This window comes from Ralstonia sp. UNC404CL21Col (assembly GCF_000620465.1).
Classification (GTDB): domain Bacteria; phylum Pseudomonadota; class Gammaproteobacteria; order Burkholderiales; family Burkholderiaceae; genus Ralstonia; species Ralstonia flatus.
On record NZ_JIBE01000003.1, the window covers coordinates 194085 to 219178 of the forward strand.

20 protein-coding genes are annotated in these 25094 nt (G+C 63.3%); 3 read left to right on the top strand and 17 right to left on the bottom strand.

The genetic code is table 11. From position 1 onward, the window contains the following. Positions 1-2 precede the first annotated feature (2 nt). The 4 genes from ccoO to N511_RS0100980 all read right to left on the bottom strand — a co-directional run bounded on the left by ccoO (position 3) and on the right by N511_RS0100980 (position 4996). A complete protein-coding gene (gene ccoO / locus N511_RS0100965) occupies positions 3-686 on the bottom strand; it encodes a cytochrome-c oxidase, cbb3-type subunit II (protein WP_027677587.1) in 684 nt (227 codons plus the stop codon). A gap of 10 nt (positions 687-696) precedes the next feature. Then, on the bottom strand, positions 697-2154 hold the full coding sequence (gene ccoN / locus N511_RS0100970) for a cytochrome-c oxidase, cbb3-type subunit I (RefSeq protein ID WP_027677588.1): 1458 nt from the start codon (positions 2152-2154) through the stop codon (positions 697-699). Positions 2155-2249: 95 nt separating this feature from the next. Continuing rightward, positions 2250-2429: a cbb3-type cytochrome oxidase assembly protein CcoS gene (gene ccoS / locus N511_RS0100975; protein ID WP_027677589.1), complete on the bottom strand. Its 180-nt coding sequence runs from the start codon at positions 2427-2429 to the stop codon at positions 2250-2252. An 11-nt stretch (positions 2430-2440) separates the two neighbouring features. Further along, positions 2441-4996, bottom strand: coding sequence for a heavy metal translocating P-type ATPase (locus tag N511_RS0100980; RefSeq protein ID WP_027677590.1), 2556 nt, complete (start codon positions 4994-4996; stop codon positions 2441-2443). A 176-nt stretch (positions 4997-5172) separates the two neighbouring features. Here N511_RS0100980 and N511_RS0100985 point away from each other — a divergent pair, with 176 nt between their 5' ends. Beyond that, complete coding sequence (locus tag N511_RS0100985) at positions 5173-6015, top strand: 2-phosphosulfolactate phosphatase (RefSeq protein ID WP_027677591.1); 843 nt, start codon at positions 5173-5175, stop codon at positions 6013-6015. Positions 6016-6042: 27 nt separating this feature from the next. On the opposite strand, the gene zapE is transcribed toward N511_RS0100985, so the two are convergent. The 9 genes from zapE to ugpB form a co-directional block, all read right to left on the bottom strand. Next, the gene (gene zapE, locus N511_RS0100990) at positions 6043-7140 is read right to left on the bottom strand and encodes a cell division protein ZapE (RefSeq protein ID WP_027677592.1); all 1098 of its coding nucleotides are present in this window, start codon (positions 7138-7140) and stop codon (positions 6043-6045) included. 101 nt (positions 7141-7241) lie between these two features. Then, on the bottom strand, positions 7242-8678 hold the full coding sequence (lpdA, locus tag N511_RS0100995; RefSeq protein ID WP_027677593.1) for a dihydrolipoyl dehydrogenase: 1437 nt from the start codon (positions 8676-8678) through the stop codon (positions 7242-7244). Between the two features lie 187 nt (positions 8679-8865). Then, the gene (gene odhB, locus N511_RS0101000; protein WP_027677594.1) at positions 8866-10125 is read right to left on the bottom strand and encodes a 2-oxoglutarate dehydrogenase complex dihydrolipoyllysine-residue succinyltransferase; all 1260 of its coding nucleotides are present in this window, start codon (positions 10123-10125) and stop codon (positions 8866-8868) included. Between the two features lie 134 nt (positions 10126-10259). Then, positions 10260-13124 carry a 2-oxoglutarate dehydrogenase E1 component gene (locus N511_RS0101005; RefSeq protein WP_027677595.1) on the bottom strand — a complete coding sequence of 955 codons (2865 nt, stop codon included), beginning with the start codon at positions 13122-13124 and terminating at the stop codon, positions 10260-10262. Between the two features lie 291 nt (positions 13125-13415). Continuing rightward, the gene (ugpQ, locus tag N511_RS0101010; protein WP_027677596.1) at positions 13416-14168 is read right to left on the bottom strand and encodes a glycerophosphodiester phosphodiesterase; all 753 of its coding nucleotides are present in this window, start codon (positions 14166-14168) and stop codon (positions 13416-13418) included. Next, positions 14165-15262, bottom strand: a complete 1098-nt coding sequence (locus N511_RS0101015; RefSeq protein WP_027677597.1) for a sn-glycerol-3-phosphate import ATP-binding protein UgpC — start codon at positions 15260-15262, stop codon at positions 14165-14167. Before N511_RS0101015 ends, ugpQ begins: the two co-directional genes overlap by 4 nt. A gap of 10 nt (positions 15263-15272) precedes the next feature. Further along, entirely contained in the window at positions 15273-16121 is an 849-nt protein-coding gene (gene ugpE, locus N511_RS0101020) for a sn-glycerol-3-phosphate ABC transporter permease UgpE (protein ID WP_027677598.1), read from the bottom strand. Between the two features lie 17 nt (positions 16122-16138). Then, positions 16139-17020: a sn-glycerol-3-phosphate ABC transporter permease UgpA gene (ugpA, locus tag N511_RS0101025; protein ID WP_027677599.1), complete on the bottom strand. Its 882-nt coding sequence runs from the start codon at positions 17018-17020 to the stop codon at positions 16139-16141. A 76-nt stretch (positions 17021-17096) separates the two neighbouring features. Further along, the gene (gene ugpB, locus N511_RS0101030; protein WP_027677600.1) at positions 17097-18413 is read right to left on the bottom strand and encodes a sn-glycerol-3-phosphate ABC transporter substrate-binding protein UgpB; all 1317 of its coding nucleotides are present in this window, start codon (positions 18411-18413) and stop codon (positions 17097-17099) included. Positions 18414-18610: 197 nt separating this feature from the next. Between ugpB and N511_RS0101035 the strand changes: the two genes are divergently transcribed. Both N511_RS0101035 and N511_RS23635 read left to right on the top strand, forming a co-directional pair. Beyond that, positions 18611-19504: an HAD family hydrolase gene (locus N511_RS0101035; protein WP_027677601.1), complete on the top strand. Its 894-nt coding sequence runs from the start codon at positions 18611-18613 to the stop codon at positions 19502-19504. A 252-nt stretch (positions 19505-19756) separates the two neighbouring features. Continuing rightward, a complete protein-coding gene (locus N511_RS23635) occupies positions 19757-19999 on the top strand; it encodes a hypothetical protein (protein ID WP_231479559.1) in 243 nt (80 codons plus the stop codon). A gap of 116 nt (positions 20000-20115) precedes the next feature. On the opposite strand, the gene ntrC is transcribed toward N511_RS23635, so the two are convergent. The 4 genes from ntrC to N511_RS0101060 all read right to left on the bottom strand — a co-directional run bounded on the left by ntrC (position 20116) and on the right by N511_RS0101060 (position 25000). Next, on the bottom strand, positions 20116-21624 hold the full coding sequence (gene ntrC, locus N511_RS0101045) for a nitrogen regulation protein NR(I) (RefSeq protein WP_027677602.1): 1509 nt from the start codon (positions 21622-21624) through the stop codon (positions 20116-20118). 67 nt (positions 21625-21691) lie between these two features. Continuing rightward, complete coding sequence (gene glnL, locus N511_RS0101050) at positions 21692-22894, bottom strand: nitrogen regulation protein NR(II) (protein WP_027677603.1); 1203 nt, start codon at positions 22892-22894, stop codon at positions 21692-21694. A 7-nt stretch (positions 22895-22901) separates the two neighbouring features. Then, positions 22902-23426, bottom strand: a complete 525-nt coding sequence (locus N511_RS0101055) for a hypothetical protein (protein WP_027677604.1) — start codon at positions 23424-23426, stop codon at positions 22902-22904. Positions 23427-23584: 158 nt separating this feature from the next. Beyond that, positions 23585-25000, bottom strand: a complete 1416-nt coding sequence (locus tag N511_RS0101060) for a 3-hydroxylaminophenol mutase (protein ID WP_027677605.1) — start codon at positions 24998-25000, stop codon at positions 23585-23587. Between the last annotated feature and the right edge of the window lie 94 nt (positions 25001-25094).

The window sequence follows — 25094 nt, forward strand, 5'->3', positions numbered from 1 at the left end:
GCTTACTCCTTGGCGGCAACGGTGGCGGGTGCAGCGGCCGGCGCGGCAGCCACATCCCGGACGTTGCGCAGTTCAAGGCCCAGCCCTTGCAGATAGGCGACCACGGCGTCTTCTTCCGTCTTGCCGACCAGTTGCTCGCGCGCTCCGGCAATCTGCGCATCCGTGTACGGCACACCAAGCTGGCGCAGGACGTGCATCTTCTTTTCGATGTCGCTGTTGTCGAGCGGCGTCTTCGACAGCCACGCATACGACGGCATGTTCGACTCGGGCACCACCTCACGCGGATCACGCAGGTGGATGCGATGCCAGTCATCCGAGTAGCGTTGGCCCACGCGCGCCAGATCCGGACCCGTGCGCTTGGAACCCCACAGGAACGGATGGTCGAAGACCGATTCACCCGCCAGCGAATAGTGGCCGTAGCGCTCGGTTTCGGCGCGCAACGTACGCACCTGCTGCGAGTGGCAGCCAACGCAGCCTTCGCGAATGTAGATGTCGCGCCCCGCCAGTCGCAGCGGCGAATACGGTGCGATGCCCTTGACCGGCTCGGTGGTCGAATGCTGGAAGAACAGCGGCACGATCTGCACCAGCCCGGCGATGCTGACCACCATCAGCGTCAGCACGATCAGGAAGCCGATGTTCTTTTCGAGCGTCTCGTGCGAGAAAAACTTGTTGGATTGGTTGCTCATGTTCCCCTCCTCACTGTGCTGCGACCATCGGGGTCTGGGCGGGTTGAGGAATCGGCGCATCGATTGCCTTGCTGCCCTGGATGGTCTTGAACACGTTGAACGCCATCAGCAGCATGCCGCCCAGGAAGCACAGGCCGCCCAGCAACCGAATCAGGTAGAACGGGTACGTTGCCTTGACGGCCTCGACAAAGCTGTAGGTGAGCGTGCCGTCGGCCTCGGTGGCACGCCACATCAGGCCTTGCATCACGCCGGCCACCCACATGGCGGCGATGTAGAGCACCACGCCGATGGTCGCCACCCAGAAGTGCACCTCGATCAGGCGCGTGCTGTACATCTTCTGCTGGCCGAACAGGCGCGGAATCATGTAGTACATCGAGCCGATGGTGATCATCGCGACCCAGCCCAGGGCGCCGGAGTGCACGTGGCCGATCGTCCAATCGGTGTAGTGCGACAGCGCGTTGACGGTCTTGATGGACATCATCGAGCCCTCGAACGTCGCCATGCCGTAGAACGACAGCGCCACCACGAGGAACTTCAGGATCGGATCCGTGCGCAGCTTGTGCCAGGCACCCGAGAGGGTCATGATCCCGTTGATCATGCCGCCCCACGACGGCGCCAGCAGGATCAGCGAAAACACCATGCCAAGCGACTGCGCCCAGTCCGGCAACGCGGTGTATTGCAGGTGGTGCGGACCCGCCCACATGTAGGTGAAATTCAGCGCCCAGAAGTGCACGATCGACAGGCGGTACGAATAGATCGGGCGCTCCGCCTGCTTGGGCACGAAGTAATACATCATGCCCAGGAAGCTGGTGGTCAGGAAGAAGCCCACCGCGTTGTGGCCGTACCACCATTGCACCATCGCGTCTTGCACGCCGGCATAAGCCGAGTACGACTTCCACAGCGACACCGGCAGCTCCGCGTTGTTGACGATATGCAGCAGCGCGATGGTGATGATGTAAGCGCCGAAGAACCAGTTGGCCACGTAGATGTGCCGGGTCTTGCGCTTGATGATGGTGCCGAAAAACACGATCGCATAAACCACCCACACCACGGTGATCAGGATGTCGATCGGCCATTCCAGCTCGGCGTATTCCTTCGAGCTTGTATAGCCCAGCGGCAGCGTGATGGCAGCCGCCACAATCACGGCCTGCCAGCCCCAAAAAGTGAAAGCAGCCAGCGTGTCGGAAAGCAGACGCACCTGGCACGTGCGCTGAACGATGTAGTAAGACGTCGCAAACAGCGCGCTGCCGCCAAACGCAAAGATGACGGCGTTCGTGTGGAGAGGACGCAGCCGGCCGTAGGTCAGCCACGGCACCCCGAAATTCAGTTGCGGCCAGATCAACTGGGCCGCGATCAGCGCACCGACCGCCATACCGACGATGCCCCAGACGATCGTCATGATCGAGAACTGGCGGACAACGCGGTAGTTGAAGGTCTGGGTGGGCTGCAACGCGCTGGACGATTGCATGCTTGCTCCCCAAGATAGTTGGTGTGATGTGGTCATGTTAAGAACCAGGCCGCTGGAGGGCCTTGACGTGCATCAAGGCAACCCGGCCAATGTGGTTAAGCAGTTCCGTTGTGCGACACTGCGTCGCGTGTGGGGGTATCGGGGTCCAACAGAATCGATTCGGCAGGCGCCTTGAGATCGTCGTACTGTCCGGAGCCGACGGCCCACCAAAGCGCGCCCACGATCGCCACCACGAGCATCAGCGACAGTGGAATCAGCAGAAACAGCGTTTCCATGGCCTCTCCTTCTAAGTCGCGCGCGAAAGGCGCCAGGCGTTGAGCGCCACCAGCAGCGATGACACCGACATGCCGATGCCCGCCGCCAACGGAGACAGCCACCCGAGCGTGGCCAGCGGAATGCTGATCGCGTTGTAAGCGAAGGCCCAGCCGAGGTTCTGGCGCACCACGCGCAATGTGCGGTGACCAATCGACACGGCTTCGCTGATGGCGAGCAGCCGGGGCTCCGTGAGAATCGCGTCCGCGCCTGCCTGGGCCAGTGGCGCACCGGATCCGATGGCGATGGACACCTGCGCCTGCGCAAGCAGCGGCGCGTCATTGATGCCGTCACCGACTGCCAGCACGCGGGCGCCGTTCGCCTGCAGCTTGCACACGTAGGCGCGTTTGTCTTCGGGGCTTGCGCCGCCGACGGCGTGGTCGATGCCGAGTCGGTTGGCCCACCAGTGCACGGTCTCAGGTGCATCACCGGAAACGAGATGCAAGCACAAGCCCTGTGCACGAAGTGCACTCAGGCAGGCAGGCGCATCGGCACGCGGCGTATCGGCCAGCGTGAAGCGCGCAAGCGGCTCACCATTGCGTCCGAGCCAGACCGAGGTGCATGCAGCCGCGGGCGGCACCTCCTCCAATGGCGTTTCCGTGCTGTAGCGGGTGGAAGTGATCGTGTGATTTGCGTATTGCCTCGCCGCAAACGACTGCGTGCCCAACCGCATCAATTGGTGACCGGTCATGGCATACACGCCCTGCCCCGGTACGTTGGTCACCGACCCCAAGGTGGGCAACGGCATTGCATCTGATGCGGCGGCCCGCAACGACTGGGCGATCGGATGGTTCTCGGATTGCTCCATCGCGCAAGCCAATGCGAGGCAGTCCTCTGCATCGAGGTCGGAGAAGGTCTCGATGCTCAGCAAGCGCAGGCGCCCCTCCGTGAGCGTGCCGGTCTTGTCGAGCAGCACGTCCGTAGCGGCCGCCAGGCTCTCGATGGCGTGACCGCGCGTGACCAGCACACCGCGCCGGGCCAGCGCGCCACTGGCGGCAGCCAGCGCAGACGGCGTGGCCAGCGACAGCGCGCATGGACAACTCACCACCAGCACCGCCACGGTGACGGCAAACATGCGTGTCGGTTCGATCCACCACCACGCAATCGCAGTCAGCAAGGCCCAGCCAAGCAGCACAGCCACGAATCGCCCGGCCACACGATCGGCGAGTTCCGCCATGCGCGGCTTGTCCGTCAAGGCGCGTTCAAGCAGATCGACGATGGCGGCAAGGCGCGTCTGGGTGCCCACGCGGTTCACACGCACGCGAATGGCGCTGACAACGTTGTAACTGCCGGCGAGCACGGTCGCGCCCACGTCGCGCGGACGCGGCACGCTTTCGCCGGAGAGAAGCGATTCGTCGACCTCGGTGGTGCCGTGTTCGATGATGCCGTCTGCAGGCAGGACTTCACCGGCGCGCACCTCCACGCAATCGCCTGGCTGCAAGGTCGCGACGGGGATGGTTTCCAGCGCACCGCTTTCGGCATCGATGCGCCGGCAGGTGGCCGGCAACTGACGCACCAACGCTTCGGCGCCCGACGCTGCGCTTTGCCGCGCACGCAGCTCCAGATAACGCGCCGCGAGCAGGAAAGCGACGAACATCGTCACCGAATCGAAATACGTTTCACCATGACCGCGCAGGGTGGCGACTACGCTCGCAACGAATGCTGCGCCAATGCCAAGCGCCACGGGCACGTCCATGCCGACGTGCCCATGCCGTACCTGCCGCCACGCGTTGATAAAAATGGGCCGTGCAGAGATCAGCACCACCGGCACCGTCAGCAACAGGCTCGCCCACTGCATCAGGCGCGTCTGGCTCACGGGGATGTCGCCGCCGTGCAGGTACACCGGCCATGCGTACATCATCACTTGCATCATCCCCAGCATGGCCAATCCCAAGCGGATCAGCAGGCTGCGCCGTTCCCGCGCCTCGGCAGTGCGGCGGGCGGATGGCTGGTCGGGCCAGGCTTCATATCCGACGTCGGCGATGGCGGCAAATACCGCGGACAACCGCATCGCTCCCGCATCTGCGACGATGCGCGCGCGCTCCGTAGCGTAATTGACGGTGGCCTCGCGGATGCCGGGCACTTGCGAAAGCGCGCGCTCGATCAACCAGACGCACGCAGCGCAACGCATGCCGCTGATGGCAAGCGAAAGTTCTTCTGCGCCGTCAGCACGCTTGCGTACGAAGCGCTCGCGCATAACGGGCAAGTCGTACGTCGCCCAAACCGCTTCAGCTTCGGTGCGGCGGTCACCTTCGATGGGTTTGGCAAAGGCGATTGGGCCGTCATAGACGTGACCCATGCCGGAGGCGTGCAGCGTTTGCGCGACTGCCTGGCAGCCGGCACAGCAAAATTCTCGGGATGTGCCGGCAATATCCGCGTAGACCGCGGACGCGCCATCGAGCGGCGATGCGCAGTGATAGCAGGTGGCGTGCGACGCGCCTGCCCCGCTCGGACCAATAGGCGAGCCTGAGCCGGCAACCGGCGCAGTTGGATGCGCGGCCGGGTGGATGGGGGCGAATGTCGTCGTCATTATGAGGACGATGCTAGCCAGCATCCCCCTGCCCGCCCTTGACGCGCGTCAAGCGACCGGCAATAAGAACACACGCGACATGCGACCCTCAGCGCACTCGCAGCAGCCTGCCTTTCCCATAAAAACACAGGCCGCCTATAGTGAAGAGCTGCACCAGCCAAACAGGAGGGCGCGACATGGCAACCGAATTCAGCCTGTACAACATCCACTGCGAATGGGGCGAGCACGGGGCGTCCGCGCTGGCACCACATTGCGACGCCGTCATCGTGGTGGACGTGCTCTCTTTCTGCACCTGTGTGGATGTGGCCGTAGCGCGCGGGGCACGTATCTATCCGTACCCATGGCGCGACGCCAGCGCCGAGACCTTCGCACGCCGTGCCGGCGCCATGCTGGCGGGCTGCAACCGCGGCCAGGCAGGCTATACGCTCTCGCCGGCGTCGCTGCGGGAATTGCCGATGGGCAGCAGCCTCGTCCTGCCGTCGCCGAATGGCGCAACGCTGGCACTCGCCACCGGATCGACACCCACCTTTGCGGGTTGCCTGCGCAACGCCCGCGCCGTCGCAGAGGCCGCTTCGCGGCTGGGCCGGCGCATCGCCGTGGTGGCCTCAGGAGAACGCTGGGCCGACGGCAGCCTGCGCCCGGCCCTGGAAGATTGGCTCGCGGCCGGTGCGATCGTGCATCACCTGTCGGAAACCGTGGCGGGGTTCCTGCCGCAAGCGCTGTCGCCCGAAGCACTCGCCGCCCGTGCCATCTATCGGGAGGCGTCGCAGACCGGCATGATGAAAGCGTGGTTGCTCGATTCCGTGTCGGGCCGCGAACTGTGCGAACGCGGCTTTACCGAAGACGTGACGATGGCGTCGCAAACCGATGTGAGCAACGTCGCGCCCATGCTGGTGGAAGGCGCGTTCCGCAACGTCAATCGCAAAACCGAGCGCCTGCCGCAGGACTTCTTTGGCGCAAGCCTGCGGCCCTCGCAGGCACCGCCGTCGCACCGCAACCCGCCGCCGACGTCACACTAAACCCCAGGGGCGGAGGACCAGGCGAGGTCAGGTCAGCGACGTATCCACCTCGCGGCGAGGTGCCTCGAGGTATTCGCGCGACTGCATCTCGACGATGCGCGACACGGTGCGCTGGAATTCGTTGGCCATCTGGCCTTCGGTGTACAGCTCGTCTGCCGGCACCTCCGCCGACATCAGCAGCTTGACCTTGTGGTCGTAGAACACGTCGATCAGCCACGTGAACCGGCGCGCTTCGGACGCCATGCGCGGCGTCATCTTCGGCACATCGGCCAGGATGACGGTGTGAAAGCGCGAGGCGATTTCCAGGTAATCGTTCTGTGAGCGCGGCCCCCCGCACAGCGTGGCAAAGTCAAACCACACCACACCGCCGGCCTTACGGGCTGCCCGAATCTCACGATGCTCGATGCGCAGCACCGGCGACTCGTCCGGCACGCCGGCCACCGCCGTAAATGCATCGCACAACGCCGAGTTGGCCTTCGCGCCCAGCGGCGTGTAGTAGGCCTGCACCTGCTCCATCGCGCGCTTGCGGTAATCGACGCCCGCGTCGACGTTGAGGACGTCGAGCTTCTCCTGCAGCAGCGCAATGGCCGGCAGCACGCGCTCGCGGTGCAAGCCGTCCGGATACAGCAAGTCGGGCCGATAGTTGGACGTCATCACAAACTGCACGCCGTTGGCAAACAGCTGATCGAGCAAGCGGTGCAGGATCATTGCGTCGGCAACATCGCTGACGTGGAATTCGTCAAAGCAGATCAGGCGGTAGCGCTTGGCGATGCGGCGGGCCAGTTCGTCCAGCGGATCAGCACGCCCGCGCAGCTCCTCCAGCTGGCGATGCACTTCGCGCATGAACTCGTGAAAGTGCAGACGCGTCTTGCGCACCAGCGGCACGCAGCTATAGAACGCATCCATCAGAAACGACTTGCCGCGCCCCACCCCGCCCCACATGTAGACGCCACGCGGCAAATCGGGACGCACGAGCATCTTGCGCAGCGCATTCGAACGCCGGGCCTTGTACGCGACCCATTCGTCGTAACACCGCTGCAGGCGGTCGACGGCGCGTTGCTGCGCTTCGTCGGGCTGATAGCCACGCGCCTTCAGTTCCTGTAGGTAGGTTTCCTGGACGTTCATCTGCTTGATGTGCTTGGGGCACCGTTTGCGGGCCCAAATGGACCAATGCCCGGCAATCTTGTGGATTCACCGGGCATCGTGCTTGCCTTGCGGCTTGCGATTTACATATTGAGCTGACGCTTGTCGACGGCCAGCGCAGCTTCGCGCATCACTTCCGACATCGACGGGTGCGGGTGGCAGATACGGCCGATGTCTTCGGCTGCAGCCTTGAACTCCATCGCCACCACGGCTTCGGCAACCAGGTCCGAGGCGTTGGCTGCGACGATGTGCACGCCCAGGATTTCATCGGTCTTCGCATCGGCGATGACCTTCACGAAACCGTCGGATGCACCCATGCCGAGCGCACGGCCGTTGGCCAGGAACGGGAACTGCCCAGCCTTGATCTCGCGGCCTTCAGCCTTGAGTTGCTGCTCCGTCTTGCCCACCCATGCGATTTCCGGATAGGTGTAAATGACCCACGGAATGCAGTTGTAGTCGATGTGCGGCTTCTGGCCGACGATGCGCTCGGCTACGGCCACGCCTTCGTCTTCTGCCTTGTGGGCCAGCATCGGGCCGCGCACCACGTCGCCGATCGCCCACAGGTTCGGCAGCTTGGTCGCGCAGTGCTCGTCCACTTCGATAAAGCCACGCTGATCCGCCGCCAGGCCGATCGCTTCCAGGCCGAGGTTGTCGGTGTTCGGCACGCGGCCGATCGACACGATCAGCTTGTCGCACTCCAGCACTTGCGCAGCGCCGGCAGCGTCGGTGTAGTTGACCTTCACGCCCTTGGCAGACGATTCGATCTCGCCGACCTTCACGCCGACGTTGATCTTCAGGCCCTGCTTGGTCAGCAGCTTGTTGGCTTCCTTGGCAACCGACTCGTCAGCCGCACCGAGGAAGCTCGGCAGCGCTTCGAGGATCGTCACTTCTGCACCCAGACGGCGCCACACCGAGCCCAGCTCCAGGCCGATCACGCCAGCGCCGATCACGCCCAGCTTCTTCGGCACTTCGGCAAACTTCAGTGCGCCTTCGTTGTCGGCAATGGTCACGTTGTCGACCTTCACGCCCGGCAGATGGCGAGCCTTCGAGCCCGTGGCGATGATCACGTGCTTGGCAGTCACGACTTCCGTGCCGGCCTTGCCTGCGATCTCGACCTGATAGCCGGCGTCGGTCTTGCCGACGAACTTGCCGTGGCCCTTGAGCAGCGTCACCTTGTTCTTGCGGAACAGGAATTCGATGCCCTTCGTCATCTTGCCGACGATGTCGTCCTTGCGCTTGAGCATCTTGGCCACGTCGACCTTGACGCCATCCACCGTGATGCCGTGGTCGGCCAGGTGGTGGTTCACGTTCTCGAACTCTTCCGACGAGGCCAGCAGCGCCTTCGACGGAATGCAGCCGACGTTCAGGCAAGTGCCACCCAGGCGCGGCTCGCCCTTCGGATCGTCGTAGGGGTTGTCTTCGCAGCAGGCCACGTTCAGGCCCAGCTGACCAGCGCGGATGGCGGCGATGTAACCGCCGGGGCCGGCGCCGATCACCAGCACGTCAAATTCTTTGCTCATGGAGAAATCCTTTAGTCCGTCGTTCCCGCTCAGGCAGGAACGACAACAGTCGGTTTAAACCTGTTCACGGTCCGTAGCGAGCGGCCCGAAGTTGGCCTGACGAATTTGCCAGAATCGGCAGCCGTACATGGGTACGGCGAGCATCGCAAGGTCAAGATCGGGGCGCGCAGTAGGACCGTGGGCAGATTTACAGATCCAGCAGCAGGCGGGCCGGGTCTTCCAGCGCTTCCTTCATCGCCACCAGACCCAGCACGGCTTCGCGGCCGTCGATGATGCGGTGGTCGTAAGACATGGCCAGGTAGTTCATCGGGCGAACCACGACTTGGCCGTTTTCCACCACGGCGCGATCCTTGGTGGCGTGCACGCCCAGGATGGCCGATTGCGGCGGGTTGATGATCGGGGTCGACAGCATCGAGCCGAACGTGCCGCCGTTCGAGATCGAGAACGTACCGCCGGTCAGGTCGTCCAGCGTCAGCTTGCCGTCCTTGGCCTTTTGGCCGAATTCAGCAATCTTCTTTTCGATATCGGCCAAGCTCATCTGGTCGGCATTGCGCAGGATGGGCACCACCAGGCCGCGCGGCGAGCCGACAGCGATACCGATGTCGAAGTAGCCGTGGTAGACGATGTCGTTGCCGTCAACCGATGCGTTGATGACCGGGTACTTCTTCAGCGCGTGGACAGCCGCCTTCACGAAGAACGACATGAAGCCCAGCTTCACGCCGTGGGTCTTCTCGAACTGGTCCTTGAACTTGGCGCGCAAGTCCATCACCGGCTTCATGTTGACTTCGTTGAAGGTGGTGAGGATGGCGTTCGTCGATTGCGACTGCACCAGGCGCTCGGCGATACGGGCACGCAGGCGGCTCATCGGCACGCGCTCTTCCGGACGGTCGCCCAGGGCGGCGAAGTCCACCGGCGCAGCCACTTGCTGCAGTGCCGGACGCGCGGCTTGCGGAGCGGCAGCAGCAGCCGGCTTGGCGCCACCAGCCACGGCACCCAGCACGTCGCCCTTGGTGATGCGGCCATCGCGGCCCGTGCCGGCCACTTGGCCAGCCGACAGGTTGTTCTCAGCCATCAGCTTGGCGGCCGACGGCATCGCCACGCCACCTGCTGCAGCAGCGGCCGGAGCGGCAGCAGCCGGTGCCGGCGCCGGAGCAGCAGCTGCGGGAGCCGGCGCAGCAGCAGCCGGAGCAGCGGCGCCTGCCTTGCCTTCGGTGTCGATCTTGGCCAGCAGCTGTTCCGACGTCACGGTTGCGCCGTCCGCCACCAGCACTTCAGCCAGCACGCCAGCCGACGGGGCCGGCACTTCCAGCACGACCTTGTCGGTCTCGACTTCGATCAGGATTTCATCCTGGGCCACGGCTTCACCCGGCTTCTTCTTCCAGGAGATCAGCGTGCCTTCTTCAACGGACTCGGAAAACTGCGGGACCTTGACTTCAACGATAGCCATTTCGGTGGTTCCTTGGATTCATGTGCACGTGCTCCTCTTGTGCGGGAGCCGCGCTAATTCGATATACGGTGGAATTCGGGAGCGAAGATGCGTCAAGGCGACAGCCGAAGCTGCCGCCCTGGCGCAGAGGTCGCTTACTTGTTCAGCACGAAGCCCTTGAGCTTGCCAAACGCGGCATCGATCAGCGCCTTCTGCTGCTCGTTGTGCTTCGCGTAGTAGCCCACGGCCGGCGATGCCGATGCCGGGCGGCCTGCGTAGCCCAGCTTCTGACCCTCGGTCATGTTCTCCAGGATGTAGTGCTGCACGAAGAACCAGGCACCCTGGTTCTGCGGCTCGTCCTGGCACCACACCACTTCAGCGAGGTTCGGATACTTCTTCAGCTCGGCTGCGAACGCCTTGTGCGGGAACGGATAGAGCTGTTCCACGCGGATGATGGCCGTGTCGGTCAGGCCACGCTCCTTGCGGGCGTTGACCAGGTCGTAGTAGACCTTGCCCGAGCAGGCCACGACGCGCTTGACCTTCGCGGCGTTCAGATCTTCGGCCGTATCGGCGATCACGGTCTCGAAATGGCCCTTGGCCAGATCCGACAGCGGCGACACAGCGTCCTTGCTGCGCAGCAGCGACTTCGGCGTCAGGATGATCAGCGGCTTGCGGAACATCCGGATCATCTGGCGACGCAGCAGGTGGAAGATCTGCGCCGGCGTGGTCGGCTGCACCACTTGCATGTTGTGGTCTGCGCAGAGCTGCAGGTAGCGCTCCAGGCGGGCCGAGCTGTGCTCCGGACCTTGGCCTTCGTAGCCGTGCGGCAGCATCAGCGTCAGACCCGAGGCGCGGCCCCACTTCACTTCGCCCGACGAGATGAACTGGTCGATCACGACCTGCGCACCGTTGGCAAAGTCACCGAACTGGGCTTCCCAAATCACCAGGGTGTTCGGCTCAGCCGACGAGTAGCCGTACTCGAAGCCCATCACGGCTTCTTCCGACAGCACCGAGTCGATCACCGTGAAGGGCGCTTGGCTCTCCGACACGTTCTGCAGCGGGACGTAGCTGCCGGCATCCCAACGCTCGCGGTTCTGGTCGTGCAGCACGGCGTGGCGGTGCGTGAACGTGCCGCGGCCTGCATCCTGGCCGGTAATGCGCACCGGGTAACCCGATGCCACCAGCGATGCGAAGGCCAGGTGCTCGCCCATGCCCCAGTCCAGCGGCAGCTCGCCCTTGCCCATCTTGGCGCGGTTGTTGACGACGTTCTCAACCAGCGGGTGCAGCTTGAAGTGATCGGGGATGGCGGTGATGCGCTCGGCCAGACGCTTCAGTTCGGCCATCGGCACGGCCGTGTCGGCCGAATCCGTCCACTTGCGGTTCAGGAACGGCAGCCAATCCACCGCGAACTTGTTCTTGAAGTTCGACAGCACCGGGTCGACCGTGTGCTTGCCCGCGTCCATGGCGGCGCGGAATTCCTGCACCAGGGCGTCCGGCTCTTCAGCTTTCAGCGTGTTTTGCGTGACCAGCTTGTCGGCGTAGAGCTTGCGCGTGCCGGGGTGCGTGCCAATCTTCTTGTACATCAGCGGCTGCGTCATCGCCGGCGTGTCTTGCTCGTTGTGGCCGAGCTTACGGAAGCAGATGATGTCGACCGCGATGTCCTTCTGGAACTCGGTACGGAAATCCACGGCCAGTTGCATGGCCAGCACGACGGCTTCCGGATCGTCGCCGTTCACGTGCAGGACCGGCGCTTCGATCATCTTGACCACGTCGGTACAGTACAGCGTCGAGCGCGAGTCGCGCGGGTCCGACGTCGTGAAACCGATCTGGTTGTTGATGACGATGTGGATCGTGCCGCCCGTGCCGTAACCACGCGTTTGCGCGAGGTTCAGCGTTTCCATCACGACGCCCTGGCCTGCGAAGGCCGCATCGCCGTGCACCTGCACAGCCAGCACCTGCGCGCCGTGCTTGTCGCCGCGACGCTCCTGACGTGCCTTGACCGAGCCTTCCACGACCGGGTTGACGATTTCCAGGTGCGACGGGTTGAACGCCAGCGACAGGTGGACGGGGCCGCCCGGGGTCGTCACGTCGCTCGAGAAGCCCTTGTGGTACTTCACGTCGCCTGCCGGCAGGTCGTCCACGTGCTTGCCTTCGAATTCAGCAAACAGGTCAGCCGGCATCTTGCCCAGCGTGTTCACCAGCACGTTCAGACGGCCGCGGTGCGCCATGCCGATCACGATTTCCTGCACGCCCTTGGCGCCGGCGTGCTGGATCAGTTCGTCCATCGCCGCGATGAAGCTTTCGCCGCCTTCCAGCGAGAAACGCTTCTGACCGACGTACTTCGTATGCAGGAAGCGCTCGAGGCCTTCAGCGGCCGTCAGGCGTTCGAGGATGTGCTTCTTCTTTTCAGCCGAGAACGTCGGCTTGGAACGAATGGTTTCCAGGCGCTCTTGCCACCAGCGCTTCTGCGCCTGGTCGCTGATGTACATGAATTCCGCGCCAATCGAACCGCAGTACGTTTCGCGCAGGTTGTTGAGCAGCTCGCGCAGGCTCATCGATTCCTTGCCGAAATACGTATTGCTGGCGTTGAAAACGATGTCCTGATCGGCTTCGGTGAAACCGTAGAAAGCCGGGTCCAGATCCGGAACCGGCGGGCGCTCCTGACGCTTGAGCGGATCAAGATCGGCCCAACGCAGGCCCACATTGCGGTAGGCAGCCACCAGCTGCGTCGCCGCCACGCGCTTGCGACCCATATCGGAATCGGCAGACGCGACGATCGTGCGGATCGGGCCATGCTTGGCGCGCTCGGCGAACGAGGTGACGATGGGGGCGTGGGGGATATCCCGGGCGTTGGAACCGTCGACGGCGGGGACGTTCTGCAGCGCATCGAAGTACGCGCGCAGTGCCTCGCTAACGGACGTGGGATCTTGAAGATACGCTTCGTACTGATCTTCAACGTAGGCGGCGTTACCGCCGGACAGGTACGAAGTGTCCAGGTACTGCTTATACAGCTCTGTCATGGGGCGCTCACTTTTCTCCGGGTCTGCCGGAGTTCAGCGGGTTCATCAACCTTCCGCGACACGGCTTGACCGGTTAGCGGATCGCAAACTAAATCGCCTGAAATCACCTGGTCGGACCGGATCGCGCATGGCAGAAAGGAGGTACCGAGACAGCTTTTACAGACAAGTTGTGCGGGAAGGACCTAAGTCTTCACGGAGGGGAAGCATAGCATGTTTATAAGCAATATTCCGATTCTTTGACGTGACAAACGACCCTTGTTATGCCACGTCAAAGCCATGCTTCCATCACATTCAGGCGGGCGAAATACGGTCCACCCAATCGGTGATCAGGCCGTCCAGCCCCCCATTCCAGAGCAGGTGCGCGCGATCCACGTCGTTGACGGTATAGCAGCAGACGCGAAAGCCCGCAGCGTGTGCCTCGTCAATGATTTCGGGTGTCAGTTCGCGATGGTTGGCGTCGAGCGCAACACAATCCAATGCGCGCAGGCGATCGAGCCAATCTGCCGACAACTTGTCGAGCAGCAGCGCGCGTGGCAATTCCGGCACAGCTTCGCGCGCCGCAGCCAGGGCATCTTCGGAAAATGACGACAGCAGCGGCGGCACGTCGGCGCCGGCCCACAGCGTGCGGGCGTCCAGCGCGACCGCCGCGCCGGTGCGCCACTCCGCGCCCGGCACCGGCTTGATCTCGATATTGGCGAAGAAACCGTTGGCGCGCAGGTAGCGCGCGATGGCCGCCAGCGTGGGCACGGGCTCGCCGGCGTAGGCGGGGCTGTGCCAACTGCCCGCATCGAGCTGCGCGATCTGTCCGAGCGCGAGCGCATCGAGGCGGCCGACGCCGTTCGTGGTGCGATCCAGCGTAGCGTCGTGCAACAGGACCGATGCACCGTCACCGGACAGCTTCACGTCGAACTCGAACATGCGGTAGCCGAACGACGCACCATGGCGGAACGCCGCGAGCGTGTTCTCTGGCGCCAGCTTGCCCGCGCCACGATGCGCGATGGCACGCGGATACGGCCAGGCCGGCAAGGCGCGCACGCCCGTCATGCCAGGGCCTCGATGCGGCGCGTGGTTTGCGGATCGAACCAGTGCAGGTGCTCGGCCGAGGCGGTGATCGGGAGCTTGTCCCCAGCCTTGACGCTGGCGTGCGGCTCAAGACGAACCACGATCGGATGACCGGCCAGCGTGCCGTACGCAAACGCGTCCGCGCCGAGCGCTTCGACCACGCGTACGTCGATCAAGGCGATGGCCTGGTCGGCGGAGCATGGTTCGATGTGTTCGGGGCGCAAACCCATCAGCGCGCGCTCAGGCAGATGAAGGCCCATCGGCAAGTGGCCGAGCGTGGCTGCTGCATCGCCCTGCTTCGCGCCATCCACCCGGATCTGCGTGTCGCCACCGGCGTTGCGCGACACGGGCACGAGGTTCATCGGCGGCGAGCCGATGAAACCAGCCACGAACGTGCTCGCCGGACGCGAGTACACCTCAAGCGGTGTGCCGATCTGCTCGACCCGCCCACCGTTGAGCACCATCATGCGGTCGGCCAGCGTCATCGCCTCGACCTGATCGTGCGTGACGTACAGGCTGGTCGTGCGCAAACGGCGATGCAGATCCTTCAGCTCCAGGCGCATCTGCACGCGGAGCTTGGCGTCAAGGTTGGAGAGCGGTTCGTCGAACAGGAACACGGCCGGCTCACGCACGATCGCGCGGCCCATGGCCACACGCTGGCGTTGACCGCCCGACAGCTGGCGCGGCTTGCGATCCAGCAGCTTGCCGAGTTCGAGAATGCCCGCGGCCTGCTCCACACGGGCTTGAATATCGCTCTTGGGCAAGCCGCGGATCTTCAGGCCGTAGGCCATGTTGTCGAACACGCTCATGTGCGGATACAGCGCGTAGTTCTGGAACACCATCGCGATATCGCGCTCGGCCGGTTCGAGGTCGTTGACGACGCGGTCGCCAATCCAAACTTCGCCGCCGGTGATGGGCTCGAGACCCGCCACCATGCGCAGCAGCGTGGACTTGCCGCAGCCCGACGGGCCGACGATGACGATGAACTCCCCGTCGCCGATTTCCATGTCGATGCCGTGCACGACCTGGAGGTTGGCGTAGTGCTTCTGGACGTTGCGTAGCGAAAGTTTTGCCATCTTGCTTCTTTTACTTTTCGGTTTCGACGAGGCCCTTCACGAACCACCGCTGCATGCCGATCACGATTGCCGCGGGCGGCAACATGGCCAGCATCACGGTGGCCATCAGCAGGTTCCAGTCGGTGGCGGAATCGCCAGAGCGGGAAATCATCTGCGTCACGCCCAGCACGATGGGGGTCATGTTCTTTTCCGTCGTGATCAGCAACGGCCAGAGATACTGGTTCCAACCGTAGATGAACTGGATCACGAACAGTGCCGCGATGCTGGTGCGCGAAAGCGGCAGCACCACATCCCAGAAGAACTTGAGCGGGCCCGCGCCATCGATGCGCGCAGCTTCCGCCAGTTCATCGGGAATCGTCAGGAAGAACTGCCGGAACAGGAACGTTGCCGTGGCCGACGCGATGATCGGAATCGTCAGGCCCGCGTAGCTGTTCAGCATGCCAAGATCCGACACGACCTTGTACGTGGGCAGGATCCGCACTTCCACCGGCAGCATCAGCGTGACGAAGATGAGCCAGAAGAACGTCTTGCGCAGCGGGAACTTGAAATAGACGATCGCGAAGGCCGAGATGATGGAGATCGCGATCTTCCCGAGCGAGATGCCCAACGCCATGATCAGGCTGTTCATGAGCATGGTGCCGACCGGCGTGGCCGAGTTGCCCATGCCCGACGTGAGCACCGTGCGGTAGTTTTCGATGAGGTGCGGACCGGGGATCAGCGTCATGGGCGCCTGCAGCACGTCTTCGGCCGTCAACGACGACGCGACAAACACGACGTACACCGGAAACGCTACGACGATCACACCGAGAATCAGCACGACGTGGGTGAGGAAGTCCAGGAACGGACGGCGTTCAATCATGGTGCAGTGCCCTCCTTTCAGTATTGGACTTTGCGTTCGACATAGCGGAACTGGACGATCGTCAGCACGATCACCAGGCCCATGAGGATCACCGACTGCGCCGCCGATCCACCGATATCGAGACCGCGCACGCCGTCTTGGTAGACCTTGAACACGAGCGTCTCCGTCGCTTTGAACGGCCCGCCCTGCGTGACCGAATCGATGATGGCAAAGGTGTCGAAGAACGCGTACACGACGTTCACCACCATCAGGAAAAACGTGGTGGGCGACAGCAGCGGGAACACGATCGACCAGAAGCGCTTCCACGGCCCGGCCCCGTCAATGGCCGCCGCTTCGATCAGCGACTTTGGAATGCTTTGCAGTCCCGCGAGGAAGAAGAGGAAGTTGTAGCTGATCTGCTTCCAGGCCGCGATGATGACCACCAGCGTCAGCGCCTGCCCGCCGTTGAGCACGAAGTTCCAGTCCACGCCCAACTTGCGGATCACGAACGAGACGATGCCCAGCGAGGGGTTGAAGAGAAAGCTCCACAGCACGCCTGCCACGGCCGGCGCAATCGCGTACGGCCAGATCAGCAGGGTCTTGTAGAACGTGGCGCCACGCAGCGCGCGATCGGCAAAGTACGCCAGCGCCAACGAAGTGCCAAGGCCAACCAGCGCGACCCCGATGGCAAATACCGCGGTGGTCTTGAACGAGCCGAGATAGGTCGGATCGGCAAAGAGGTCGTGAAAGTTCTCCAGCCCCACAAATTCGAGGTTGATGCCGAAAGCATCCTGGCGCAGCAGCGACTGATACAGCGCCTGCCCCGCCGGCCAGAAGAAGAACACCAGAGTGATGACGATCTGCGGGGCCACCAGCGCATACGGCAGCCAGCGCGATCGGAAAACGACGCGTTTTTCCATGCGACATTCCAAAAACGCACCGCCGGCCGGTGCAAGCGCACGAGGCCGGCGGTTTAGACGAGCGCTGAATCGGCGCTTATTCCTTGACGGTCTTTTCGAAGCGGACGAGCAGCTCGTTGCCGCGTGACACGGCCGTGTCCAGCGCTTCCTTCGGCGCCTTCTTGCCGGCCCAGACGGATTCCAGCTCTTCGTCGATCACCTGGCGAATCTGCGGGAAGTTGCCCAGACGGATGCCGCGCGACTTGTCGGTCGTCTTGACGATCATCTGCTTGACGGCCACGTCGGCGCCCGGGTTCTTCTCATAGAAACCGGACTTCTTCGTCAGCTCATACGCTTCCAGCGTCACGGGCAGATAACCCGTCGACTGGTGCCAGTCGGCCTGCACTTCCGGACGCGACAGGAACGTAAAGAACTTCGCTACGCCCTTGTACTCCTCAGCCTTGTGACCACCCATCACCCACAGCGAAGCGCCGCCGATGATCGTGTTCTGCGGGGCACCCGCCACGCCGGCTTCGTACGGCAGCGGCGCGGGGCTGAAGTTGAACTTGGCGTTCTTGCGGATGTTCGCCAGCGCTGCCGACGAACCCGTGTGCATAGCGCACTCGCCGGCGATGAACTTCGCCTTCGGCTCGTCCTTGCGGCCGGCGTAGGTGAAGTAGCCCTTCTTCTGCATGTCGAGCAGGTTCTCGATGTGCTTGATCTGCACCGGACCGTTGAAGTTCAGGCGAGCCTTGGCACCACCAAAACCGTTGTTCTCGGTGGCGAACGACACGTTGTGCCACGCCGAGAAGCTCTCCAGATGCACCCACGACTGCCAGTCGGTCGTGTAGCCGCAGGCCACGCCCGCCGCCTTCAGCTTGGCCGCGTCGACAGCCACTTCCTGCCACGTTGCGGGCGGCTTGTTCGGGTCAAGGCCGGCCTTCTTGAAGGCGTCCTTGTTGTAATACATGATCGTCGTCGAGCTGTTGAACGGGAACGACAGCATCTCGCCCTTGTTCGACGTGTAATAACCCGCCACGGCCGGCACGTAGGCCTTCGGGTCAAACTTCTCGCCGGCGTCCTTCATGATCTTGGCGACCGGCACGATGGCGCCCTTGGCGTTCATCATCGTTGCGGTACCGACCTCGAACACCTGCAGGATGGCCGGTGCATTGCCGGCGCGGAAGGCTGCGATGCCCGCAGCCAGCGATTCATCGTACTGGCCCTTGTAGACCGGCACGATCTTGTAGTCGGACTGGCTGGCGTTGAACTTGGTGGCGATCTCGTTCACCTTGTCGTTCAAGGCGCCTTCCATCGAATGCCACCACTGGATTTCCGTCACTGCGTACGCGCCCTGCGCAAACGTACACGCGGCCAGTACTGCTGCGGCCCCCGCAATCTTCTTGATCGACATCATTTCTCCTTGTTTCGACCCGGCGGGCTCCCTCGCTCCGCCCACGGCGCGCCGACTGTAAATGCACGGTCGGTCATTTTTATGACAGCGGGATGTTACTTGGCTTTCTGTCACAAAGAAATCGGGAAATCCCTCCAAGGTTTGGCTTGCAACGGCCGTTAGAATGGATTGAAGACACTCTCTATTGCACCCGCAGCATGCTCGCCCCGCCCGCTACTCCTGCCGCTCCGGACTCGCCTGAAACCACGCCGGTCATCGCCGAACGACGTGTTCCGCTGCCCCTGCATCAGCTCCCGGATGATGCACTGCGCAATATCACAGGCGTCTTCACCGACGTGGATGGAACCCTCACCACGAGGGGGAAGCTTCCCGCGCAGACCTACTCCGCGTTGGAGCGCCTGCATCGCGCCGGCATCAAGGTCGTGCCGGTCACGGGCCGGTCGATTGCCTGGTGCGAAGTCATTGCGCGGCTGTGGCCCGTCGATGCCGTGATCGGCGAAAACGGTGCGTTTGCCATGCGCGTCGATTCGCGCGGGCATCTGGCGACCGATTTTGTCGACGACGCCCAAACACGCGCACGCAATCTGGAGCGCATTCGTGAAGTGGGTGCGGAGATCCGGCGCGCAGTGCCGGGCTCAGCCCTGGCGACGGACCAGGCGTGGCACGCTGCCGATCTGGCTGTCGATCATGCCGAGCAAGTCCCGCCGCTGCCGCAGCACGCCGTACAGCACATCGTCGACATCATGCGTACGCACGGGATGCACGCCACCGTCAGCTCGATCCATGTCAACGGCTGGTTCGGCAAGCACGACAAGCTGAGCGCCAGCGTGTCGCTCGCACGCCGCGCATTCGGCCTGGACCTGCATGCCGAGCGCGACCGTTGGGTGTTCGTAGGCGACTCCGCCAACGATGCGGCAATGTTCGAGTTCTTCCCACTTTCGGTGGGCGTGGCCAATGTACTGGACGTGATCGATACGCTGCCCATGCCACCGGCGTACCTCACCGAGGCCGAAGGCGGCGGCGGCTTTGCCGAAGTCGCCGAGCGCATCCTTGAGGCACGCTCCTTGGCGCTGCCTGCCCCGCGCAGCTGACACGGCCGCCTCAGAGCACGATAGAACCACCGCTCCTGCGCCGCTTGCCGCACGCGGCACGTCGCTTGCGCCGAAATTGGGCGTTGCACCGCCTTGCACCATGTGACCGCCTCATAACGGTGCATGCGGCGCCAACGCCTTTTCACGCAACCGACAGGAGCCCTCTATGCAAATAGAGAAACTGCGCCAGCGTTTTGAACATGCGGAAAGCACCATCGCGGAACTGGCCCGGACCTGCGCCCGCACAAGGATGTGCCCGATTCGCTGAAGCAATCGATCCAGCAGTTGGATGACCAGGCGCGCCGGTGCCACTCGCGCCTCGAAGGCGCTGAAGATCAGCAGACCTTCGTCGAAGCCATCGACAAGCTCGAGGCGTATTCCGACCGCGCGAAGATGGCCTGCCAGAACGCCTCCGGCAAGGTAGACCAGTCCGTGGAATCTGCCGTGATGCGCGCCCACGAAGAGCTGTCCCAGCTCAAGCACAAGCTGCATTAAGCGCGACAAGCGTCCGCGGCGCACAAAAAAAGGGGCGGACTCCCGTATCGGAAATCCGCCCAATCCCAATCGCCAAGCTCGACGATATTCGGTGGACTGGCCTTGCTGACGGTGCGTCAGTCGAAGCCCAGTTCCTGCAATTTGCGCGTGATGGTGTTGCGGCCGATGCCCAGCCGCGTTGCAGCCTCAACACGTCGACCGCGCGTGACACCAAGCGCAGCCTCGAGGATCGCCTTCTCAAAGCGACGCGTGAGCGCGTCCATGACGTCAGGCTGCCCCGCTTCCAGCATAGCCTTGGCCTCGCCGGCAAGCGCCCGCTCCCAGCCGGCCGCAATCGACGCGCCCACGGAAGTCGTGGAGAGCAGCGTGTCGACCGACGGCGCAACACCATAAGGTTCGCCACCCAGCGAAGGCTCGCCGACAAAGGCCGGGCGCGCTGCGGTGTCGCCCATGGTCGGCAGCATCTGCGCATTGCCGCGCACCAGGTCGGCGGGCAAGTCCTTGGCTTCGATGGTCTGCGCCGGCGCCATCACGGTCAGCCAGTTGCAGAGGTTTTCGAGTTGCCGCACGTTGCCGGGGAACGGCAGCGTGGCGATATGTGCAAGCGCATCGTCCGACATGCGCTTGGGCTCCACGCCCAGCTCCTTGGCGCTCTTCTGCAGGAAATGGCGCGCCAGCAGCGTGATGTCTTCCGGACGCTCGCGCAACGCGGGCAAGCGCAGACGGATCACGTTCAGGCGGTGGAACAAGTCCTCGCGGAACAGGCCGTCCTTGACCCGGGTTTCAAGATTCTGGTGCGTAGCCGCAATGACGCGCACGTTGGCCTTGAGCGGGTTGTGACCGCCCACGCGATAGAAATGCCCATCCGAGAGCACGCGCAGCAACCGCGTCTGCAGATCGAACGGCATGTCGCCGATTTCATCGAGGAACAGCGTGCCGCCCTCGGCTTGTTCGAAGCGCCCGCGGCGCATGGTCTGCGCGCCCGTGAACGCGCCGCGCTCGTGGCCGAACAGCTCGGATTCGAGCAAGTCTTTCGGAATCGCCGCCGTGTTCAGCGCGATGAACGGGCCGCTCGCGCGCGGGCTGTGCTTATGCAGCGCCCGGGCCACCAGTTCCTTACCCGTGCCGGATTCACCGGTGATCAGCACGGTCACGTTCGACTGCGACAGCCGCCCGATCGCGCGGAACACGTCCTGCATGGCCGGCGCCTGACCGAGAATCTCGGGCGCATCGCTCAGGCGATCGTCGATTTCCTCCTCGCGCAGGCTCTCTTCCAGCGCGCGGCGGATCAGTTCAACCGCACGATCCACGTCGAACGGCTTGGCGAGATATTCGAACGCGCCGCCCTGGAACGCCGCCACGGCGCTGTCCAGGTCCGAATACGCGGTCATGATGATGACCGGCAGGCCGGGGTGCTTGGCCTTGATGGCCTGCAGCAGATCCAGCCCCGAACCGCCCGGCATGCGGACGTCGGAAATCAGGACTTGCGGTGTTTCTTCATCGAGCGCGTTGAGCGCGTCGCGCACGTTGGTAAAGCTGCGCGAAAGCAGGCTCTCACGTGCCAGTGCCTTCTCGAGGACCCAGCGGATGGATTGATCGTCGTCGACTATCCAGATTGGCTTCATGTGTTGGTTCGTCTGCTTGACTTCGTCTCGCCTGGGCCTTCTCGCGCTGCGTCGTTGAAGCGAGGCTTCAGTGCAGCGGCACGAGAATGCGGAAATCCGTCTGACCTGGCCTGCTCTCGCATTCGATCAGACCATCGTGCTGCTGCACGAACGTCTGCGCGAGTGTCAGGCCCAGCCCACTTCCCCCCTCCCTTCCTGACACCAGCGGGAAGAAGATTCGCTCGCGGATGTCGTCCGGGATACCAGGACCGTTGTCCACTACATGCAAGTCCAATGCCAGCTTGTAAAGACGTTTTGCAATCGTAACTTTGCGCGCCACGCGCGTGCGCAGAATGATTTCGCCGTCGCCCTGCGCAATCCGGGCACCCAGCGCATGCGCCGCGTTGTGGACGATGTTGAGCACCGCCTGGATGAGCTGCTCCTTGTCACCGCGAAACTCCGGCAGGCTCGCGTCGTAGTCGCGCACGATATGCAGGCCCTGGGGGAACTCCGCCAGCACCACCGAGCGCACGCGCTCCAGCACCTCGTGGATGTTCACATCGCCAACGATATGCGGATGCCGGTGTGGTTCCAGCAGGCGATCAACCAGCGTCTGCAGGCGGTCGGATTCCTTGATGATGACTTGCGTGTACTCGCGAAGCGAACGTTCCGGCAGCTCGAACTCCAGCAACTGCGCGGCGCCACGGATGCCGCCCAACGGGTTCTTGATCTCGTGCGCCAGATTGCGGATCAGCTCTTTGTTGGCGGAGGTCAGGTCCAGCAAGCGCTCCTCGCGCTCGCTGCGGATCTTCTGCTCGTTGGGCAGCAGCTCAAGCAGCACCGATCCCGGCGCAAAGTCGAGTGCGCCTACAACGGCATGCGCGTGCAGCGGTTCGTGGCCCACGCGTTCGAGCGAGACATCACGCCGCTTGGCATCAAACTGGCGAACCGCCACGGTGGCGATCATCTCGCCCAGTTCGGACGGATCGGCAAACAGCTCGAACAGCGACATCTCCACCAGCTGGCGGCGGGACACGGCCAGGGCGGCTTCAGCGGCGGGGTTGGCGTAGAAGATCGTCAGCGCCGGGTGGCGGACGAAGAGGATGGGGTTGGGCACCGCATCGAGCCCAGGAAACGATGGCGGTGCACCATGTGAAAACGGAATGGGCGGCGGCCCGTCGATGGGCTCGCTTCCGAACGCCTCACGCGTAGCGGCGGAGGCTGACGGCGCAGATGGCGTCGTCTGTTCCTGTTCATCGCGGCGTGCCGCTTTGCGGATCAGTCGACGCATCGTTTACCTACTCCTTGAGATTGCCCAGCTCCCGGCGGATGGAATCGACATTGGCTTGACTGCGTTCGATGTCGCCCTTCAACTGCGCGGTGCGGTCCAGATACTTCTGATAGTTTCGTTCGTTGCCCTGGCGCTCGGGCTGACCGTTGTTGTATTCGGTCTTCAACGCCTGGAGCTTGCGCTCCTCGTCTGCCAGCTCGGCCTCCAGCACCTGGCGGCGTTCGCCGTCACGCGCCTTCTGCGTGGCGTTATCCACGCGAGGGAAGCCACCGCCTGCATTGTTTTGCGCCGGTGCCGGTGCCGCTCCAGCGCTGCGCGGGCTGCGCGTGCCAGGCACGGTCACCACATCGGGCAGTGTCAGCTTCTTGCAGCCTTTCACGTTGCCGCTGTTGCGGTACTCCGGCACGCCGTTCGGGCCGGTGCACAGATAGACGTCATCGGCATACGCGGGCGCCTGCACGGACAGCGTGGCAAACACCGCCGCAGCGGCGGCAAGCAGTCCGGATGCGATGCGTGGGGAAGGACGGAACATGAATGGAACCTGGCGGATACGTCGATCGGGCGCCGGAGTCCGGCGGACGATCATTCTAGCCACAAAACCCCGCTTCATAAAAAGGAAGGGCGACCTGCGCCGCCCCTCCTCTCACAACCGTCTCTTCGCCCCGACACATCGCTCGGGGCGCTCGCAGATTACAGCGAGTAGTACATCTCGAACTCGAGCGGGTGCGTCGTCATGCGGAAGCGCGTGACTTCTTCCATCTTCAGCTCGATGTAGGCGTCGAGCATGGCGTTGGAGAACACGCCACCACGGGTCAGGAATTCGCGGTCCTTGTCCAGGTACTCGAGGGCCTGATCCAGGCTCGAGCACACGGTCGGGATCTTTGCGTCTTCTTCCGGCGGCAGGTCGTACAGGTTCTTGTCGGCCGCTTCGCCCGGGTGGATCTTGTTCTGCACGCCATCCAGACCGGCCATCAGCAGTGCCGAGAAGCCCAGGTACGGGTTCATCAGCGGATCCGGGAAGCGGGTTTCGATACGACGGCCCTTCGGGTTCGCAACGTACGGAATACGGATCGAAGCCGAACGGTTACGGGCCGAGTAAGCCAGCTTGACCGGAGCTTCGAAGCCCGGCACCAGACGCTTGTACGAGTTCGTACCCGGGTTGGTCAGGGCGTTCAGCGCGCGGGCGTGCTTGATGATGCCGCCGATGTAGTACAGCGCGAATTCCGACAGACCAGCGTAACCATTGCCTGCGAACAGGTTCTGGCCGTCCTTCCACACCGACTGGTGAACGTGCATGCCCGAACCGTTGTCGCCCACGACCGGCTTCGGCATGAACGTGGCGGTCTTGCCGTACGTGTGTGCGACGTTCTGGATCACGTATTTTTGCAGTTGCGTCCAGTCGGCGCGTTGCACCAGGGTGCTGAACTTCGTGCCGATTTCGTTCTGGCCTTGGCCTGCCACTTCGTGGTGATGCACTTCAACCGGAATGCCCAGCGATTCCAGGATCAGGCACATTTCCGAGCGCATGTCTTGGAACGTGTCGATCGGGGCGACCGGGAAGTAGCCGCCCTTCTTGCCCGGGCGGTGGCCCGAGTTGCCGTGTTCGAAGTCCTTGCCCGACGACCACGGAGCTTCTTCGGAATGGATCTTCACGAAGCAGCCCTGCATGTCGATGTTCCAGGTCACGCCGTCGAAGATGAAGAATTCGGGTTCCGGACCGAAGTAGGCGGTGTCGCCCAGGCCGGTGCTCTTCAGGTAGGCTTCAGCGCGCTTGGCGATCGAGCGCGGATCGCGGTCGTAGCCCTTGCCGTCCGACGGCTCGACCACGTCGCAGGTCAGCACCAGGGTGGGCTCTTCGTAGAACGGGTCGATGTGTGCGGTGTTTGCATCCGGCACCAGCAGCATGTCCGACGCTTCGATGCCTTTCCAGCCGGCGATCGACGAACCGTCGAATGCGTGGCCGCTTTCGAACTTGTCTTCGTCGAAGTGCGAAACGGGGACCGAGACGTGTTGCTCCTTACCCTTGGTATCGGTGAAGCGGAAATCGACGAACTTGACGTCGTTTTCCTTCACGAGCTTCATCACGTCTGCAATGCTTTGGGACATGCCATTCTCCTGGTAGCGCATTAACGCAAATCATTGTGAGCCGGTTGTGTGACGGATCGCTGCGACCGCCCTCACTCCGAAACATCTTCTTTCC